13 protein-coding genes are annotated in these 16,507 nt (G+C 71.7%); 9 read left to right on the forward strand and 4 right to left on the reverse strand.

Annotation, left to right across the window (positions count from 1 at the left end):
* Positions 1-30: 30 nt before the first annotated feature.
* Entirely contained in the window at positions 31-225 is a 195-nt protein-coding gene (locus IE242_RS34415) for a ferredoxin (RefSeq protein ID WP_189866521.1), read from the forward strand.
* A 102-nt stretch (positions 226-327) separates the two neighbouring features.
* Here IE242_RS34415 and IE242_RS34420 read toward each other — a convergent pair whose 3' ends face one another.
* A complete protein-coding gene (locus IE242_RS34420) occupies positions 328-3,798 on the reverse strand; it encodes an ATP-binding protein (RefSeq protein WP_189866523.1) in 3,471 nt (1,156 codons plus the stop codon).
* A gap of 843 nt (positions 3,799-4,641) precedes the next feature.
* On the opposite strand from IE242_RS34420, the gene IE242_RS34425 reads away from it, so the two are divergent.
* The 5 genes from IE242_RS34425 to IE242_RS34450 all read left to right on the forward strand — a co-directional run bounded on the left by IE242_RS34425 (position 4,642) and on the right by IE242_RS34450 (position 9,526).
* Positions 4,642-5,220 (forward strand): LuxR C-terminal-related transcriptional regulator, encoded by a 579-nt coding sequence (locus tag IE242_RS34425; protein WP_189866525.1) that lies wholly within the window; start codon positions 4,642-4,644, stop codon positions 5,218-5,220.
* 176 nt (positions 5,221-5,396) lie between these two features.
* Positions 5,397-7,007: a GMC oxidoreductase gene (locus IE242_RS34430; RefSeq protein ID WP_189866610.1), complete on the forward strand. Its 1,611-nt coding sequence runs from the start codon at positions 5,397-5,399 to the stop codon at positions 7,005-7,007.
* 104 nt (positions 7,008-7,111) lie between these two features.
* The gene (locus IE242_RS34435; RefSeq protein WP_189866527.1) at positions 7,112-7,879 is read left to right on the forward strand and encodes a thioesterase II family protein; all 768 of its coding nucleotides are present in this window, start codon (positions 7,112-7,114) and stop codon (positions 7,877-7,879) included.
* A 430-nt stretch (positions 7,880-8,309) separates the two neighbouring features.
* A complete protein-coding gene (locus IE242_RS34445; RefSeq protein ID WP_229859822.1) occupies positions 8,310-9,242 on the forward strand; it encodes a HipA family kinase in 933 nt (310 codons plus the stop codon).
* Complete coding sequence (locus tag IE242_RS34450; RefSeq protein ID WP_189866531.1) at positions 9,239-9,526, forward strand: Rdx family protein; 288 nt, start codon at positions 9,239-9,241, stop codon at positions 9,524-9,526. Before IE242_RS34445 ends, IE242_RS34450 begins: the two co-directional genes overlap by 4 nt.
* A gap of 79 nt (positions 9,527-9,605) precedes the next feature.
* Here IE242_RS34450 and aceB read toward each other — a convergent pair whose 3' ends face one another.
* Together aceB and IE242_RS34460 are read right to left on the reverse strand one after the other, a co-directional pair.
* Positions 9,606-11,240: a malate synthase A gene (gene aceB / locus IE242_RS34455; protein ID WP_189866533.1), complete on the reverse strand. Its 1,635-nt coding sequence runs from the start codon at positions 11,238-11,240 to the stop codon at positions 9,606-9,608.
* A gap of 195 nt (positions 11,241-11,435) precedes the next feature.
* A complete protein-coding gene (locus IE242_RS34460) occupies positions 11,436-12,146 on the reverse strand; it encodes a nucleotidyltransferase family protein (RefSeq protein WP_189866535.1) in 711 nt (236 codons plus the stop codon).
* Positions 12,147-12,411: 265 nt separating this feature from the next.
* Here IE242_RS34460 and IE242_RS34465 point away from each other — a divergent pair, with 265 nt between their 5' ends.
* The gene (locus tag IE242_RS34465; protein ID WP_189866537.1) at positions 12,412-12,729 is read left to right on the forward strand and encodes a DUF5955 family protein; all 318 of its coding nucleotides are present in this window, start codon (positions 12,412-12,414) and stop codon (positions 12,727-12,729) included.
* A gap of 45 nt (positions 12,730-12,774) precedes the next feature.
* Here IE242_RS34465 and IE242_RS34470 read toward each other — a convergent pair whose 3' ends face one another.
* Entirely contained in the window at positions 12,775-13,572 is a 798-nt protein-coding gene (locus tag IE242_RS34470) for an IclR family transcriptional regulator (protein ID WP_189866539.1), read from the reverse strand.
* A gap of 253 nt (positions 13,573-13,825) precedes the next feature.
* Between IE242_RS34470 and allB the strand changes: the two genes are divergently transcribed.
* Both allB and alc read left to right on the forward strand, forming a co-directional pair.
* Entirely contained in the window at positions 13,826-15,199 is a 1,374-nt protein-coding gene (allB, locus tag IE242_RS34475) for an allantoinase AllB (RefSeq protein WP_506417259.1), read from the forward strand.
* 99 nt (positions 15,200-15,298) lie between these two features.
* Positions 15,299-16,414: an allantoicase gene (alc, locus tag IE242_RS34480; RefSeq protein ID WP_189866541.1), complete on the forward strand. Its 1,116-nt coding sequence runs from the start codon at positions 15,299-15,301 to the stop codon at positions 16,412-16,414.
* Positions 16,415-16,507: the final 93 nt, after the last annotated feature.

The raw sequence follows: 16,507 nt of genomic DNA on the forward strand, positions 1-16,507 counted from the left end.
GAACGGACGGATAGGAAGGCGGGTCACGCCATGCGCATCACCATCGACCGAGACCGGTGCATCGGCTCCGGCCAGTGCGCCATGACCGCACCCGGCGTCTTCACGCAGGACGACGACGCGCTGGTCACCCTGGTTCCGGGATACGAGGAGGGAACGGAGGACCCGCGCGTCCACGACGTCCCCATGGCCTGCCCGGTACAGGCGGTCGAGATCCACGAGGACTGAGCGGCCCCGCCGTGAGGCGTGGCGCGCACGACCGTGCGAGCGGTGGCTCCGCCGGTACCAGGCGGCCGGGGCCACCGCTCGCCGGGACTCCGCGGCGGCGCCTCACGGGGACGGGGAGGCAGGCGGACCGGGCCGGTCGCCGTCGCCCTGGCCCAGCAGTTCCTCGAGCAGCCGCGTCGCCGGCAGTTCGGGGCCGAGGTACGCCCGCTCCTGATGCTGTTCGACAGCGGCCAGCATCGAGCGGAAGGTGGCCCTGGCCTCCCTTGTGCGCCCGCTGTGGTGCTGCGCCTGGCCCAGCAGCCCCAGATGGACGGGGCGGCGTAAGGACGTGCCGGACTGCCGCAGCCCGGCCAGGGAGGTGCGCATGAGGGCGAGGCCGTCGTCGTGGTCCCCCGCGTGCACCAGGCCCCACCCCCTCACGATGCCCAGCATCGCCCTCCAGTAGTGCAGTCCGTGTTCGCCTGTGATGCGCAGTCCCTCGTCGCCCGAGGCGAGCGCGGTGCGCGTGTCGCCCTCCCAGGCCGCCACGAGCCCGTCCACGTACAGCGCGAGAGCGCGGTCGGAGGGTCTGTGCCCGAATTCGGTCAGTCCCAGCAGCTCGCGCCTGCGTGCGTCGGCGGCCCGCCGGTTCCCCGCGAGCCAGTGGGTCAGGGCGTCGTAGGAGCGGATGGAGACACGCGGGTCGTGCTGGAAGGCGGTGGGCGTCGGCGCCTGTCCCTCGTCGGCCAGGCGGTCCGCCACCGCGACGCCGCGCCCGAGTTCGGCGAGCGCCTGCGGCAGCATCCCGCGGACATGGAGCACGGTCCCCTCACCGTACGCCGCGCCGAGCACCGCCACGGGGTCCCCGGTCCGCAGCGCGATGTCCCGCAGCAGGCCGGAGAGCTGCCGTGCGGTGTCGTAGCGACCGGTGACCAGGTGTGCCGCGAACAGCGCCCAGAGGACCGCCGGATCCTCGGGAGCCTGCGCGGCGCTGCCGAGGGCGCGGCCGCGCGTCAGCACCGTCTCGGCCTCGCGGTGGCCGTAGCCGCGCGTGGTGGCGAGCACCTGGCCGAGCTCGATGTGCAGCTTCTGCTCCAGCCGCAGCGTGGCGGGGTCGTCCGGCGGCAGGAAGGCGATCAGGTGCTGCGCGCGGCGCAGCCACAGCTCCGCCTGCTCGTACGCGGGCGACTGCTCGGCGTGCTCCGCGGCGCGCAGCAGCCGGGGCAGCACCTGGGCCGGGGGCAGCGCGTCCTTGGCGTGCCAGCTGTGGTGCGCCAGGGACGCGATCTCCTCGTCGCCCACCTGCCCGCGCCGGCGTGAGCGCAGCGCGTCGGCGATCCTGGCGTGCAGGCGCTGGCGGTCGGCCGTGGGCACTTGGTCCAGCAGCGTCTCCTGAGCCATGGCGTGGACGAAGTGCAGCTGCCCCGGGTGGTGCGGGTCCTCCTCGAGCAGCCCGGCCCGGACGGCCGACTGCAGTCCGGCGGCGACGGGTTCGCCGGGTGCGGCGGTCCGGTGCAGCAGGTCGGTGTCCACCTCGGCGCCGATGGCGGCACACAGCCGGAGCACGCGCAGCACCGGCTCGGGCAGCTCGGCGAACTGCTGGTGCAGTGCCTCACGTACGCCGGGAGGAATGTGGGTCAGGAGCGCGTCGACCGCGTCCGGGTGGTGGAGTTTACGCGCATCGCCGAAGAGGGAGAGCAACTGCATCACGAAGTACGGGTTGCCCTCGCTGCGCCGGTGCAGCACCTCGACGACCTCCGGGGCCACACCGGGCCCCGCGTGCGCCTCGACCAGAGCGCCGACGGCGTCCGCGGAGAGACCGCACAGCCGCAGGGTCTCGGCCCTGGGGCCGCGCAGGACGTCGGCGACCTTGCGGTGCAGCGTCGCATGCGCATCGGCCCCGAACGTCCGGACCGTGAACACGATGCCGAGCGGACTGCCCTGGCACCGGGTGCTCACCATCCTGAGCAGGTCCAGGGAGGCGGTGTCCGCCCACTGCAGGTCCTCCAGGAGCAGCACGAGCGGGTGCTGCGCGGCAAGTTCGAGCAGTACCTCGCAGACCGCGTCATGGGTGAGGAAGAGGGCCCGGGACGGGGCCGGGAGGGCGCCTTCGTCGGTGGCCCGGGCCGCAGACCGCTCGGGCATGAGCGGGGCGAGAAGGTCGCCGTACGGCTGTGCCGCCGCGCGGAAGGCATCGGGCCGGGTGGCGGCCAGCCGCCGCAGGATCTGGGTCCACAGCCAGTAGGCGGGGACGCCCTCGCCGGCGAAGCAGTGGCTCCATACGGCCTCCGGCCCGGCAGTCTTCTCCCGCGCCTCCATGCCTTTCAGGCGTGCGGCGAGTTCGAGGAGCAGGCGCGTCTTCCCGATCCCCGGAGGACCGAGGACGCCGGCCACATGGCCGTTGCCCACGACCGCGCCGGCGGCGGCGGCCGTCAGGCGGTCCAGTTCTGGGCCGCGGCCGGTGAACGGCGAAGGGGCCGCCGCCCACCCCTGCCCGGGCTCCGGGTGTGCGCCGGCTTCCGCACCGTCCGCCCGTCCGTGTGCCGGCCAGGCCGGCGCCCGCCACCGGCCGGTCCCGTCCGGCGTCCCGACGACATCCGCCCACGCTTCCGGCGGCATGTCGGGCCGCACCTCCGGGCGCGTGCCGTTCCCCGTGGCCCCGTCCCCTCCGGCGGCCGCCCCCGCCTCGCCGTTCCCGCGCGCCGTGACGAGCGTCACGCCGACCCCGGTTCCGTCCCGCACGGGTGGGACGGGCGTTGCGGGCGGTGCAGCGGCGGACGCGCGCGGTACCGGCGGCAGCATCTCGGAAGCAGCGCCCGCGCCCGGCTCCTGACGCATGATCGCGTCCCTGACCCGGCGCAGCTCGGCCGCGGTGTCCACACCGAACTCCTCGACAAGATGGCTGCGTGTCCGCTCGTACACCTCCAAGGCCTCGGCCTGCCGGCCTAGCCGGGAGAGCGCCGTCATCAGATGGCCGACCAGCCGCTCCCGCGTGGGGTGGCGGCGCACCTCCCCGTCCAGATCGGTGGCGACGTCCTCGGCCGCTCCGAGGGTCAGCCTCGCCTCGGCGCAGGACTCCACGGCGGTGAGCCGGATCTGCTCCAGGCGGGCGCTCTCGTCGCTGAGCGGCGGGTGGCCGTCGAATTCCGCGTACGGGGTGCCGCGCCACAGTCCGAGCGCCTCGGTGAGCCGGGCCAGCGCGGTGTGCGGATCGCTCTGCTCCAGCAGCCGCCGTCCGTCGGTGACCAGGAGTTCGAAGCGGACGGCGTCGACGTGCTCGGGGTCCAGATCGAGGACGTAGCCGGGCGTCCTGTGCCGCAGCACCGAGTGCTTGCCCGTCCCTGCCGCGGTGTGCAGGGCCCGGCGTAGATGGGAGACAAGGCTCTGCAGGGTGGCGACGGCGTGGCGGGGCGCTGCGTCGCCCCACAGCTCCTCGATGAGCAGCTCGGTGGGGACCACGCGGCCGAGGCGGATGAGCAGCAGGGCGAGCAGCGTCCGCCGGCGTGGTGGACCGAGCGGGAGGTCGTGCCCGTCGAGCCGCGCCGACATGGGTCCCAGGACGCTCAGGAAGGGGCTGGCCGGGACGCTGGTCATGGGCGACCCGCCGGCAGTCGGAGGTGCGGCATGGCAATGCCCCCAATTTCGGAGATCGAGTCCTGTCGCAGGAGATAAGCAGCGGTTGGAGCAGCGGTGCGGGACTGATTACGATGGCACCGTAATCCTGTTCCCGGTGCCGTAAAAGATGGCCCTTGTGCGTGCCGTGGACGCCGGATCGTCGATACCGCCGAGGCGGGGTGGCGACGGGGCGCCGGTCGAGGAGTTGGGGGCTCGGGGTCGCAGCCCGTATGCAAGGCAGTGGGACCGGCTGTCCGAAGAGCAGCTCCGGTTGTTCGGGCCCGCTTACCGAACGGCCGGGAACACGGGTGAACTCCCGGTTAAGTCTCTGTTTCCTGCCGTCGGGGAAGTGCCGTGCAAACCGGGAAGCAGGAGAGAAGTCGCGCCGCGGCCATTCTTCACCGTCCTGTACGCCTGGGCCGCCCGGGACCGGCCGCACGGCGTGCCTCGAAAGGCCCACGAAGGACCTGCGGCGGCTGCCCGGAGGCCGTTCCCTGCGGGTTTCGGCGCCGGAGGAGCCTCTTACGGGCAGGGTGTTTCCAACCGGCAAGAATTCGGCAGGCAGCGGGCAAGGTTTCCCCAGAAGGGCCGGAAAGCGACTACGGGTGGCGGAAAGAGGTCGCCAGCGACTCGAACAAGATGTTGCAAGGCCTGTGACGCAGGATGTTCCGAGAGTCCGGAGATATTTTGGTCCAGGGCCGATGACGCCCCTGCCGGCGGTCCTGACGGCCGGTCACCAGCCTCCGAATCGGTCTTGCGCTCACATTTCCGACAGGGAGCCCCCTCTTGCTGAGTCCGGCACTTGCAGCTCCAGGCCTGTGCATGGCGAGCCTCGATGACACGCTGACCATCCAGCAGGCGAACCATGAGTTCTTCCGGCAATTCAACGGCTCGTCCGAGGACATATGCGGCCGTAATTTCCGCGACGTGGTGCACCCGAGCGTGCAGCAGCCATTGGTGCGTCAATTCTCCGAACTGCTGGAAGGCAGGCACCAGCGGTTCGTCACACCCGTCCTCGCCCTGGGACACGGTGAGGAGTCCGCCTTCACCGTCCCCCTCACCGCGGTCGCGGTGCGTGGCGGCCCGCCCGACTCGACCGCGATACTGGTCATGATGCCCACGGCCGGGGACGGCGAGGAGACGCGTGTGGTGGCCAAGCGCGAGAAGATCCTCTCCGCGATGGACGCCCGCATTCTCGAAGGCATCGCCGCCGGCGTCGCCACCGTCCCCCTGGCGGCGAGCCTCTACCTCAGTCGGCAGGGCGTCGAGTACCACGTCACCTGCCTGCTGCGGAAGTTGAAGGTCCCCAACCGCACCGCTCTGGTCTCCCGCGCCTACTCCATGGGCGCGCTCAAGGCCGGCGCCTGGCCGCCCGAGGTCGTCGAAGACTTCGTGAAGTGAACGGACACGGGGCCCGCGCCGAGCCCCTCACCCCTGCCCGCCCCGGTCCGCGCGGGCGCCGGGCGGCCCCGGACCGGTCGCTCGGCCGGCCTCGCGATCCCTCTTCCCTTCTTCCAACGCCCCCATACGTTCAGGAGCTCAGTGTGAACGCCCACCAGACTCTGTCGCGCCGCCGCATGCTCGGCCTCACGGCCTTGGGTGCCGCCGCACTCGCAGGGCACACCACGATCGCCGCGGCGCCCCGGGCGGCCGCCGCCACCGCGGCCGGTGTCTCCGACGGCGCGTTCGTTCCTGCCGTCGTGATCGGCACCGGATACGGCGCGGCCGTCTCCGCCTTGCGCCTCGGCGAGGCAGGGGTCTCCACCGTGATGCTGGAGATGGGACAGCTGTGGAACCAGCCCGGTCCCGACGGCAAGGTGTTCACCGGGACGCTCGCGCCCGACAAGCGCTCCAGCTGGTTCAAGACCCGCACCGAGGCCCCGCTGGGCTCCTTCCTCTGGCTCGATCTCGCCAACCGGGACATCGAGCCCTACGCGGGTGTGCTGGACCGGGTCAACTTCGAGCAGATGTCCGTGTACGTGGGACGCGGGGTCGGCGGCGGCTCGCTCGTCAACGGCGGCATGGCCGTCACGCCCCGGCGCTCGTACTTCGAGGAGGTACTGCCCCAGGTCGACGCCGACGAGATGTACAGCACCTACTTCCCGCGCGCCAACGCCGGCCTGCGGGTGAAAAACATCGACGAGGGCTGGTTCGAGCAGACCGACTGGTACAGATACGCGCGCGTCGGGCGTGAGCAGGCCGCGAACGCGGGCCTTGGCACCACCTTCGTGCCCAACGTCTACGACTGGGACTACATGCGCCGTGAGGCCGACGGCACGGTCCCCAAGTCCGCGCTGGCCGCCGAGGTCATCTACGGCAACAACCACGGCAAGGTCTCCCTCGACAAGAGCTATCTGGCGGCCGCCCTGGGCACCGGCAACGTCGTCATCGAGACCCTGCACCAGGTCAAGACGATCCGGCAGCGGAACGACGGCACGTACCTGCTGACCGTCGAGCAGAAGGACGCCGACGGCAAGCTGCTGGCGACCAAGGAGATCTCCTGCCGTCATCTCTTCCTCGGCGCCGGCAGCCTCGGCTCGACCGAACTGCTGCTGCGCGCCCGGGAGACCGGGACGCTCCCGGACCTCAGCTCCGAGATCGGCGGCGGCTGGGGGCCCAACGGCAACATCATGACGGCCCGCGCCAACCACGTGTGGAACACCACGGGCAGCAAGCAGTCCTCGATTCCCGCCCTCGGCATCGACGACTGGGACAACCCGGAGAGCCCTGTCTTCGCCGAGATCGCCCCCATGCCGGCCGGCCTCGAGACCTGGGTCAGCCTCTACCTGGCCATCACCAAGAACCCGGAGCGGGGCACCTTCGTCTACGACGCCGCCAAGGACCGGGCCGACCTGCGCTGGACCCGGGAGCAGAACGCGCCCGCGGTCGCGGCCACGAAGGCGCTGTTCGACCGCATCAACGCGGCGAACGGCACCATCTACCGCTACGACCTCTTCGGCGCGCAGATCAAGGCCTTCGCCGACGACTTCTGCTACCACCCGCTCGGCGGCTGCGTCCTGGGCAAGGCCACCGACAACTACGGCCGTGTCGACGGATACAGGAACCTTTATGTGACCGACGGCTCGCTCATAAGCGGCAGCATCGGTGTCAACCCGTTCGTGACCATTACGGCGCTGGCGGAGCGGAACGTCGAGCGCATCATCGAGGAGGACATCACGGGCTCCTGACGAGCGGCGGGCGGGGCCTCCGCCGCCCCGCCCGCTTCTCCGCCCGATGACGGCCACCCCGCCACGGTGGGTGGCCGAGCCGGAATCGAAAAGGAAACGACCCCATGGATGCTCCGCTCATCGAGGACAACGGCCTGTGGATCCGCAGATTCCACCCGCGCCCGGACGCCCCGGTCCGGCTGGTCTGCCTGCCCCACGCGGGCGGCTCCGCCAGTTTCTACTTCCCGGTCTCCCGCTCCATGCCCGAGGACGTCGAGGTGCTCTGCGTGCAGTACCCGGGCCGCCAGGACCGCCGCGGCGAACCGCTTCTGGACACCGTGGCGGCGCTGGCCGACAAGGTCTACCAGGCTCTTCTGCCCTGGACCGACCGACCCCTCGCCCTGTTCGGCCACAGCATGGGTGCCTCTCTCGGCTACGAGGTCGCCCGCCGGATGGAACAGGAGCAGGGCACCGCGCTCGCCGCCCTCTTCGCCTCCGGCCGCCGTGCCCCGTCCCGGCACCGCACCGAGACGGTCCATCTGCGCGACGACGACGGCCTCGTCTCCGAGATGCGCGCCCTCAGCGGCACCAACCCCCACCTGCTGGGCGACGAGGAAGTGCTGCGCATGATCCTTCCGGCCATCAGGTCGGACTACCGCGCGGCCGAGACCTACGCCTGGACCCCCGGGCCGCCCCTGCGCTGCCCCGTGACCGTCCTCGTCGGCGACGACGATCCCAAGGTCACCGTGGCGGAGGCCGAGGCCTGGTCCGAGCACACCGACGGCCCCTTCGTACTGAAGGTCTACCCCGGCGGCCACTTCTTCCTGGCGCACCATCAGGCGGCGGTCGTTCGCCTCATGGCCACGCAGCTGCAGGCGGCCGTCGGGGCGTGAGAAAGGGCCTGCCCCGCGCGGACCGGTGCACGGAGCCCGGCCGGATCAGCGTGCGTGCCCGGCGCGCAGCGCCGTCGGCCGGGTCCGCCTCGCTCCGGGGAAGCGAAGAAGTGGCAGTGGGAGGCAGCGCCGAAGGACGGTTTCCACGTGCTGCGGCACACCTACGCCTCGATCATGCTGGAGGCGGGGGAGTCCGTGGTGACGCTGGCGCGTCGGCCCGGGCACTCCTCTCCGGCTGTCACGCTTGGTTACTATGCTCACTTCATGCCGGAGGCCGGCAGCGAGGGCCGCACCGCCCTCGACGGACTGCTGGGGAGAAGGGAAGACGAGCGTGCCGGTCGAAACTCCCCAGATTCTCTTCAAGGGTGATCGTGGGCGTTTCGCTGGGTCGTGGCACTGCGGAGGCGGCCGTGGAAAGTAAGGTGGAAGCGTGACGGGGCCTTCGAAGGCGTTGAGAGAAGTCGCTGCGACCCGCTATGTCGCACCCTTGCACTCCGGCGGCTCCGTCCCCGGCGTCGTCGAGGCCGACGACCTCGGCACCTACGTCGTGAAGTTCACGGGCTCCGCGCAGGGCCGCAAGGCGCTGGTCGCCGAGGTGATCGTCGGCGAGCTGGCCCGCGCCCTGGGACTGCGCTTCCCGGAGCTGGTCCTCGTGCGGTTCGACCCGGCGATCGCCGAGCAGGAGCCCCACCAGGAGGTGCGGGAACTGCACGCGGCCAGCGCGGGGGTGAACCTCGGTATGGACTATCTGCCGGGCGCGCGGGACTTCACGCCCGAGGTCGCGAAGACGTTCCGGGTCGATCCGCTGGAGGCGGGGAGGATCGTCTGGCTCGACGCCCTGACCGCGAACGTCGACCGCACCGTCCACAGCTCCAACCTGATGGTCTGGCCGACCCTCGGCACGGTACCCCCGCGCCTGTGGCTGATCGACCATGGTGCCGCGCTCGTCTTCCACCACCGCTGGGACGGCGCCGACCCCGAGAAGGCGTACGACTTCCGGCACCACGCCCTCGGCCACTACGGACCCGACGTCCGCGCCGCGGACCGGGAACTGGCCCCCCGGGTGACCGAGGAGCTGCTGCGCGAGGTCGTGGCGGAGGTCCCCGACGCCTGGCTCGCGGGCGAGGCGGGTTTCGCGACGCCGGACGACGTCAGGCGCGCGTACGTCGACTACCTCCACGCGCGTGTGCGGGCCTCCGCGTCCTGGCTCCCCACCGACTTCCCCTCCCCGGAGGAACGCGCCGCCGAGGAGGCCGCCCGGACGGCGCGTACGCAGCAGGGCCGCCCGGACTGGCTCAAACGGGTCCCCGATCTGCACGGCAAGCCGGCGGCGGAACAGGATTGGTCGGTGCACCTCGGATGACGGACGCGCACGAGGGCCCGCAGGCGGTCCAGATCGAGTACTGCACCCAGTGCCGCTGGCTGCCGCGGGCCGCCTGGCTGGCGCAGGAACTGCTGACCACCTTCGAGACCGAGCTGACGGAACTGTCCCTGAAACCCGGCACCGGCGGCGTCTTCGTCGTCCGCGTGAACGACGAGGTGGTGTGGGACCGCCGCGCACAGGGCTTCCCGGAGCCGACGGCCGTGAAGAGGGCCGTACGCGACCGAGTGGCCCCGGGGAAGTCCCTGGGCCACTCGGACGGGTGAGCGTGCGGGCGATCGGCAGCCCTTGATCCGAGCTTGGTTCGATCTTGCTCCGGACCTTGCTCGGACCTTGATCCGACGGTCAGCCCTTCAGCTGCTCGTACGCCGGCAGCGTCAGGAAGTCCGCGTAGTCCTCGTCGAGGGAGACCTTGAGCAGCAGGTCGTGGGCCTGCTGCCAGTTGCCGGCCGCGAAGGCCTCGTCGCCGAGTTCGGCGCGGATGGCGGCGAGCTCCTCGGCGGCCACCTTGCGGGCGAGCTCGGGGGTGGCCTTCACGGTCTCCCCGGCGTGCTCGAACTCGACGCCCGCGTTGATCCACTGCCAGATCTGGGAGCGGGAGATCTCGGCGGTCGCCGCGTCCTCCATCAGGTTGAAGATGGCGACGGCGCCGAGGCCGCGCAGCCAGGCCTCGATGTAGCGGATGCCGACCTGCACGGCGTTGACGAGGCCCGCGTACGTGGGCCTGGCGTCCAGGGAGTCGATCGCGATCAGGTCGGCGGCCTTGACGTCGACGTCCTCGCGGAGGCGGTCCTTCTGGTTGGGCTTGTCGCCCAGCACCTTGTCGAAGGACTCCATGGCGATCGGGACCAGGTCGGGGTGGGCGACCCAGGAGCCGTCGAAGCCGTCCCCGGCCTCGCGGTCCTTGTCGGCGCGGACCTTCTCGAAGGCGACCTTGTTGACCTCGGCGTCGCGCCGGGACGGGATGAAGGCCGCCATGCCGCCGATCGCGTGCGCGCCGCGCTTGTGGCAGGTGCGGACGAGGAGTTCGGTGTACGCGCGCATGAACGGGGCCGTCATCGTGACCGCGTTGCGGTCCGGGAGGACGAACTTCGCCCCGCCGTCACGGAAGTTCTTGACGATGGAGAAGAGGTAGTCCCAACGGCCCGCGTTCAGGCCGGAGGCGTGGTCGCGGAGCTCGTAGAGGATCTCCTCCATCTCGTACGCGGCCGTGATCGTCTCGATGAGGACGGTGGCGCGGACGGTGCCCTGCGGGATGCCGAGCTGGTCCTGCGCGAAGACGAACACGTCGTTCCAGAGGCGGGCCTCCAGGTGCGACTCCGTCTTCGGGAGGTAGAAGTACGGGCCCTTGCCGAGGTCGAGCAGGCGCTGGGCGTTGTGGAAGAAGTACAGGCCGAAGTCGACGAGGGCGCCCGGGACGGCACGGCCGTCGGCGTCGACGAGGTGGCGCTCGTCCAGGTGCCAGCCGCGGGGGCGCATGACGACCGTGGCGAGCTCCTCGTTCGGGCGCAGGGCGTACGACTTGCCGGTGCGCTCGTCGGTGAAGTCGATGTTCCGGGTGTACGCGTCGGACAGGCTGAGCTGGCCGAGGACGACGTTCTCCCAGGTGGGCGCGGAGGCGTCCTCGAAGTCGGCGAGCCACACCTTCGCGCCCGAGTTGAGGGCGTTGATGGTCATCTTGCGGTCGGTGGGGCCGGTGATCTCCACCCGGCGGTCGTTCAGGGCCGCGGGGGCCGGGGCCACCTTCCAGGAGTCGTCCGCGCGGATCGACGCGGTCTCGGGGAGGAAGTCGAGCGTGGAGGTGCGGGCGATCTCGGCGCGGCGCTCCGCGCGGCGGGCGAGGAGCTCGTCACGCCGGGGCGTGAACAGCCGGTGCAGCTCGGCCACGAAGGCGAGGGCGGCGTCGGTGAGGACCTCCTCCTGCCGGGGCAGGGGCTCGGCGTCGACGATGGCCAGCGGGGACGGCGCTGGTGCGGACATGAGCTGTCACTTCCTTCAGCGAGCGTGCTTCAGCGAGCGTGGCACCCGGTGCCAGTCTTCCCGGGTATGGAGAGGAAACGCCCCCGCAGGGGACGGGGCGCTTCTGATCAGTGGATAGTAGTTTCCTCATGGTGGAAGTTCAATGATTTGTTGATGTCGAGATTCTCCGGTTCGAGCCAAGTTGGCGCGCGGTGCCTACTCGAGATGGACCAGATCTCCCTCCGTGTCGATGTCGTACGGCCGCGCCACGTCACCGCACTCCACGAGAACCACCTCGTCCGCGCGGGCCGCCAGATAGCCGCGTGCCCCCCGGTCCCCGGTCGCCGCCGCGGCGACGCCCGCCCAGTGCGCGGCGCCGAACAGCACCGGGTGGCCCCGCTCACCGCCGTACGCGGCCGCCACGAGCGAGTCGGGCGACCGGTACGCGGACCGTACGCGCGCCACCGCCTCCGCCCCGATCCCCGGCTGGTCCACCAGCATCACCAGTGCCGCACGGGCACCCGTATCCGCCAGTGAGGCCAGGCCGGCCCGCAGGGAGGACCCCATGCCCCGCGCCCACTCCGGGTTGTCCACGAGCACACAGCCGGGCAGCTCCGCACGCGCGCGTACGGTCTCCGCCCGCGCGCCCAGGACCACGTGCACCCGTGCGCAGCCGCCCTCGCGCAGCACCGCGACCGCGTGCTCGACGAGGGGGCGCCCCCGGTGGGTCAGCAGGGCCTTGGGACGGCCCCCGAGGCGCCGCCCGCCACCGGCGGCCAGCAGCAGGCCGACCACCTCGTCGTCGGTCTGGATCCGGTTCTGGGTCCCATGCTGGGTCCTGTTCCGGTTCTCGTCCTGGTTCCTGTTCCGGTTCCCGTCCTGGTTCCCGTTCGGGCTCTCGTCCCGGTTCCCGTAGGTGTCCGTCATGCTCCCCTGCATACCCGACGCATACCCGACCCGGGGTGAGCGTGCCGTGCGTCCCGCGGCGGGCCGTACGGCAACCGGTGGGATTCCGGGGGCGCGTGGGGGCTTGCGGGGGGCTGGAATTCGGCCCGCGAGGTGGCGCGGGCGGCGCCGGTGGCGTTTACTGGCCCGCATCCCTGACAGCCCGGCCGGTATGCGGGAACCGCCGGGCTCCGTACGAAGACGTTACGAAGGCGTATCGCGCACTGGCGTGCGAGGGGGGAGAGCTGTGTTGCGGAGCTTGGGGCAGAGGCCGGTGACCGGCAGCGGCGAGGACCCGAGGGTGGCCGGACTGCGGTCGGCCGTCTCCCGGTTACGCCGTGAACTCGCTGTACTGCCCGCCGATTTCCCCGACCGCTCCATAGCCGAGGACGAACTCGCCGCGCTCGCGGCCATGACCATGGCCGGGATCCCCGAGGTGTCCCGGCTGCACCGCTCCCTGCTCCTGGTGGCCGGGGCCATCGGCTCGGTCAGCGCCCTCACGAGAAGCCTCGCCGATGTGCGCAGAGCGGTGGAGCTGTTCGGGGAGTCGGCACCGCGACGCTGAGCCGTTGTGACGGCCGGGGGTGCCGCTCAGGCCGGTGGCCGCCGCTCAGGCCCCGGCGCCCGAACTCGCCAGCGCCTGCGACAGTTCCGCCGCGACCTGCTGGAGCACCGGCACGATGCGCTCCGTCGCCTCCTCCGTCACCCGGCCCGCGGGACCGGAGATGGAGATCGCGGCCGCGGTGGGGGAGCCGGGCACGGGAACGGCGAGGCACCGCACCCCGATCTCCTGCTCGTTGTCGTCCACGGCGTACCCGAGCCGGCGTACGTCCTCCAGGGCGGCCAGGAAGCCGTCGGGTGTCGTGATCGTCTTCTCCGTGGCGGCGGGCATGCCGGTGCGGCCGAGCAGGGCGCGCACCTCCTCCGGCGGGAAGTCCGCGAGCAGTGCCTTGCCGACGCCCGTGGAGTGCGGCAGCACCCGGCGGCCCACCTCGGTGAACATCCGCATCGAGTGCTTGGACGGCACCTGCGCCACGTACACGATCTCGTCACCGTCGAGCAGCGCCATGTTCGCGGTCTCGCCGGTCTCCTCGACCAGCCGGGCGAGGTAGGGGCGGGCCCAGGTGCCCAGCAGCCGGGACGCGGACTCGCCGAGGCGGATGAGGCGGGGGCCGAGGGCGTACCGTCGGTTGGGCTGCTGGCGTACGTAACCGCAGGCCACGAGGGTGCGCATCAGTCGGTGGATGGTGGGGAGCGGCAGCCCGCTGCTGGCCGAGAGCTCGCTCAGACCGACCTCGCCGCCGGCGTCCGCCATGCGCTCCAGCAGGTCGAAGGCGCGCTCCAGTGACTGGACGCCACCGCTGGCGGTGGACGGCTTGTCGGTGGTGCTGGCGCTGGACGTCGGCACGGCGCGTTCCTTTCGGCTGGCAGGCAAGGCAGCAGCCTACCGCCGAGCCGGTCGCCGCCCTGCTGGTGCGAAGCTACGTTCTGCTTGCTGGAATGTTAATTCCGCTTTGTGAAAACGTACAGAGGGGGCGATCGGGGTGCACAGCGGGCGAGGTGGCTCTTGACGGGTGGCGGAGGGGAGTGAAGACTCCGTTCGGCGGAGATTCAACAGAACGTTGAAATCCGGTGGTGGACGGTGGGAGAGAGGGGTCCGCGTGTCCGTGTCCATACCCGTGCCCGACGACGGATCGGCCGGAGCCGAACTGGTGCTGCGTTCGACGCGCGTCGTCACCCCCGAAGGGATGCGCGCCGCCTCCGTCGCGGTCTCCGGGGGCCGGATCGCGGCCGTACTGCCGTACGACGCCGACGTACCCGCCGGGGCCCGGCTGGAGGACTTCGGCGACGACGTCCTGCTGCCCGGCCTCGTCGACACCCACGTGCACGTCAACGACCCGGGCCGCACCGAGTGGGAGGGCTTCTGGACCGCCACGCGCGCCGCGGCGGCCGGGGGCATCACCACCCTCGTCGACATGCCCCTCAACTCCCTGCCGCCGACCACCACGGTCGGCCACCTGCGGACGAAGCAGGCGGTGGCCGAGGCCAAGGCCCACGTCGACGTGGGCTTCTGGGGCGGCGCGCTGCCGGACAACGTCAAGGACCTGCGGCCGCTGCACGACGCGGGCGTCTTCGGCTTCAAGGCGTTCCTGTCGCCGTCGGGGGTGGACGAGTTCCCCGAGCTGGACCGGGAGCGACTCGCCCGCTCCATGGGCGAGATCGCCTCCTTCGGCGGGCTGCTGATCGTCCACGCCGAGGACCCGCACCACCTCGCCGCGGCCCCGCAGCAGGGCGGCCCCCGGTACGCCGACTTCCTCGCCTCGCGTCCGCGCGACGCCGAGGACACGGCCATCGCCCACCTCATCGCGGAGGCCCGGCGGCTGGACGCCCGTGTGCACGTCCTGCACCTGTCGTCCAGCGACGCGCTGCCGCTGATCGCCGAGGCCCGGCGCGCGGGCGTGCGCCTCACCGTCGAGACCTGCCCGCACTACCTCACGCTGACCGCGGAGGAAGTACCGGACGGGGCGAGCGAGTTCAAGTGCTGCCCGCCGATCCGTGAGGCCGCGAACCAGGACCTGCTGTGGCAGGCGCTGGCCGACGGCACCATCGACTGCGTGGTCACCGACCACTCGCCGTCCACGGCGGACCTGAAGACCGACGACTTCGCGACCGCGTGGGGCGGCATCTCCGGACTCCAGCTCAGCCTGCCGGCGGTCTGGACGGAGGCCCGCGGGCGGGGGCACGGTCTGGAGGACGTGGTGCGCTGGATGTCGTCGCGTACGGCGGAGCTCGTCGGCCTCGATGACCGCAAGGGCGCCATCGAGGCCGGCCGCGACGCCGACTTCGCCGTGCTCGCCCCCGACGAGACGTTCACCGTCGACCCGGCCGCCCTCCAGCACCGCAACCGTGTCACCGCGTACGCGGGCCGGACCCTGTACGGCGTCGTGAAGTCCACCTGGCTGCGCGGCGAACGCATCGTCGCGGACGGTGAGTTCACCGAACCGAAGGGGGCGCTGCTCACCAGGACCGTCTGATCCTCACCAGGACTGTCCGATCCTCACCAGGACTCCGTGATCCGTTCCCGCGACACGAGCGACCGACCACCGAAAGACCGAAAGGCGGACCTGATCATCGTGACGGTACTTCCCGGCTTCACCGGCGACGCGAACCCTTACGGAGGCGGCGACCCGTACGCGGACTACCGCACCGCCGACTTCCCCTTCACCCGGTACGCGAACCTCGCCGACCGCCGTCTCGGCGCCGGAGTCGTCGCCGCCAACGACGAGTTCTTCGCCCAGCGCGAGAACCTCCTGGTGCCCGAGCGTGCCGAGTTCGACCCCGAGCACTTCGGGCACAAGGGGAAGATCATGGACGGCTGGGAGACCCGACGGCGCCGGGGCGTCTCCGCCGATCACCCGTGGCCGACGGCCGACGACCACGACTGGGCGATCGTCCGCCTCGGCGCGCCCGGAGTGATCCACGGCATCGTCGTCGACACGGCCCACTTCCGCGGCAACTACCCGCAGGCGGTGTCCGTCGAGGGGGTGTCCGTACCCGGCTCGCCGTCGCCCGAGGAGCTCCTCGCGGACGACGTGAAGTGGACGACGCTCGTCCCGCGCACCCCGGTCGGCGGCCACGCCGCCAACGGCTTCGCCGTCTCCTCGGAGCAGCGCTTCACGCACCTGCGCGTCAGCCAGCACCCCGACGGCGGCATCGCGCGTCTGCGGGTGTACGGCGAGGTCGCGCCCGACCCGGCCTGGCTCGGCGCGCTCGGCACCTTCGACGTGGTCGCCCTGGAGAACGGCGGCCAGGTCGAGGACGCCTCGAACCTGTTCTACTCGCCCGCCACCAACACCATCCAGCCGGGCCGCTCCCGCAAGATGGACGACGGCTGGGAGACGCGCCGCCGCCGCGACCAGGGCAACGACTGGATCCGCTACCGGCTGGTGGAACAGTCCGAGATCCGGGCGATCGAGATCGACACGGCGTATCTGAAGGGCAACGCGGCGGGCTGGGCGTCGGTGTCGGTCAAGGAGGGTGAGGACGGGGAGTGGCGTGAGGTCCTTCCGCGCACCCGCCTCCAGCCCGACACCAACCACCGCTTCGTCCTGGACACGCCGGCCGCCGGCACCCACGCCCGCGTCGACATCTACCCGGACGGCGGCATCTCCCGGCTGCGCCTGCACGGCTCGCTGACGCCGGAGGGTACGGCCCGGCTCGAAGCGCGGTACCGGGAGCTGGGCGGCTGAAGCACCGGGAGCTGGGGGGCTGAAGTGCCGGGCGGGGCGCGGTGTTGTGGTCCTGCGCCCCGCCCGTCTCACCCGTGCCGCCCGCCGGGCGGC

It is taken from the genome of Streptomyces poonensis, from assembly GCF_014650915.1.
Classification (GTDB): domain Bacteria; phylum Actinomycetota; class Actinomycetes; order Streptomycetales; family Streptomycetaceae; genus Streptomyces; species Streptomyces poonensis.

Excerpts from the sequence above, each read along its gene's own strand:
- IE242_RS34430 (WP_189866610.1), top strand. The coding sequence starts at position 5,397 with ATGCTCGGCCTCACGGCCTTGGGTGCCGCCGCACTCGCAGGGCACACC.
- IE242_RS34435 (WP_189866527.1), top strand. The coding sequence starts at position 7,112 with ATGGATGCTCCGCTCATCGAGGACAACGGCCTGTGGATCCGCAGATTC.
- IE242_RS34415 (WP_189866521.1), top strand. The coding sequence starts at position 31 with ATGCGCATCACCATCGACCGAGACCGGTGCATCGGCTCCGGCCAGTGC.
- IE242_RS34460 (WP_189866535.1), bottom strand. The coding sequence starts at position 12,146 with ATGACGGACACCTACGGGAACCGGGACGAGAGCCCGAACGGGAACCAG.
- IE242_RS34425 (WP_189866525.1), top strand. The coding sequence starts at position 4,642 with ATGGCGAGCCTCGATGACACGCTGACCATCCAGCAGGCGAACCATGAG.
- IE242_RS34420 (WP_189866523.1), bottom strand. The coding sequence starts at position 3,798 with ATGACCAGCGTCCCGGCCAGCCCCTTCCTGAGCGTCCTGGGACCCATG.
- aceB (WP_189866533.1), bottom strand. The coding sequence starts at position 11,240 with ATGTCCGCACCAGCGCCGTCCCCGCTGGCCATCGTCGACGCCGAGCCC.
- IE242_RS34450 (WP_189866531.1), top strand. The coding sequence starts at position 9,239 with ATGACGGACGCGCACGAGGGCCCGCAGGCGGTCCAGATCGAGTACTGC.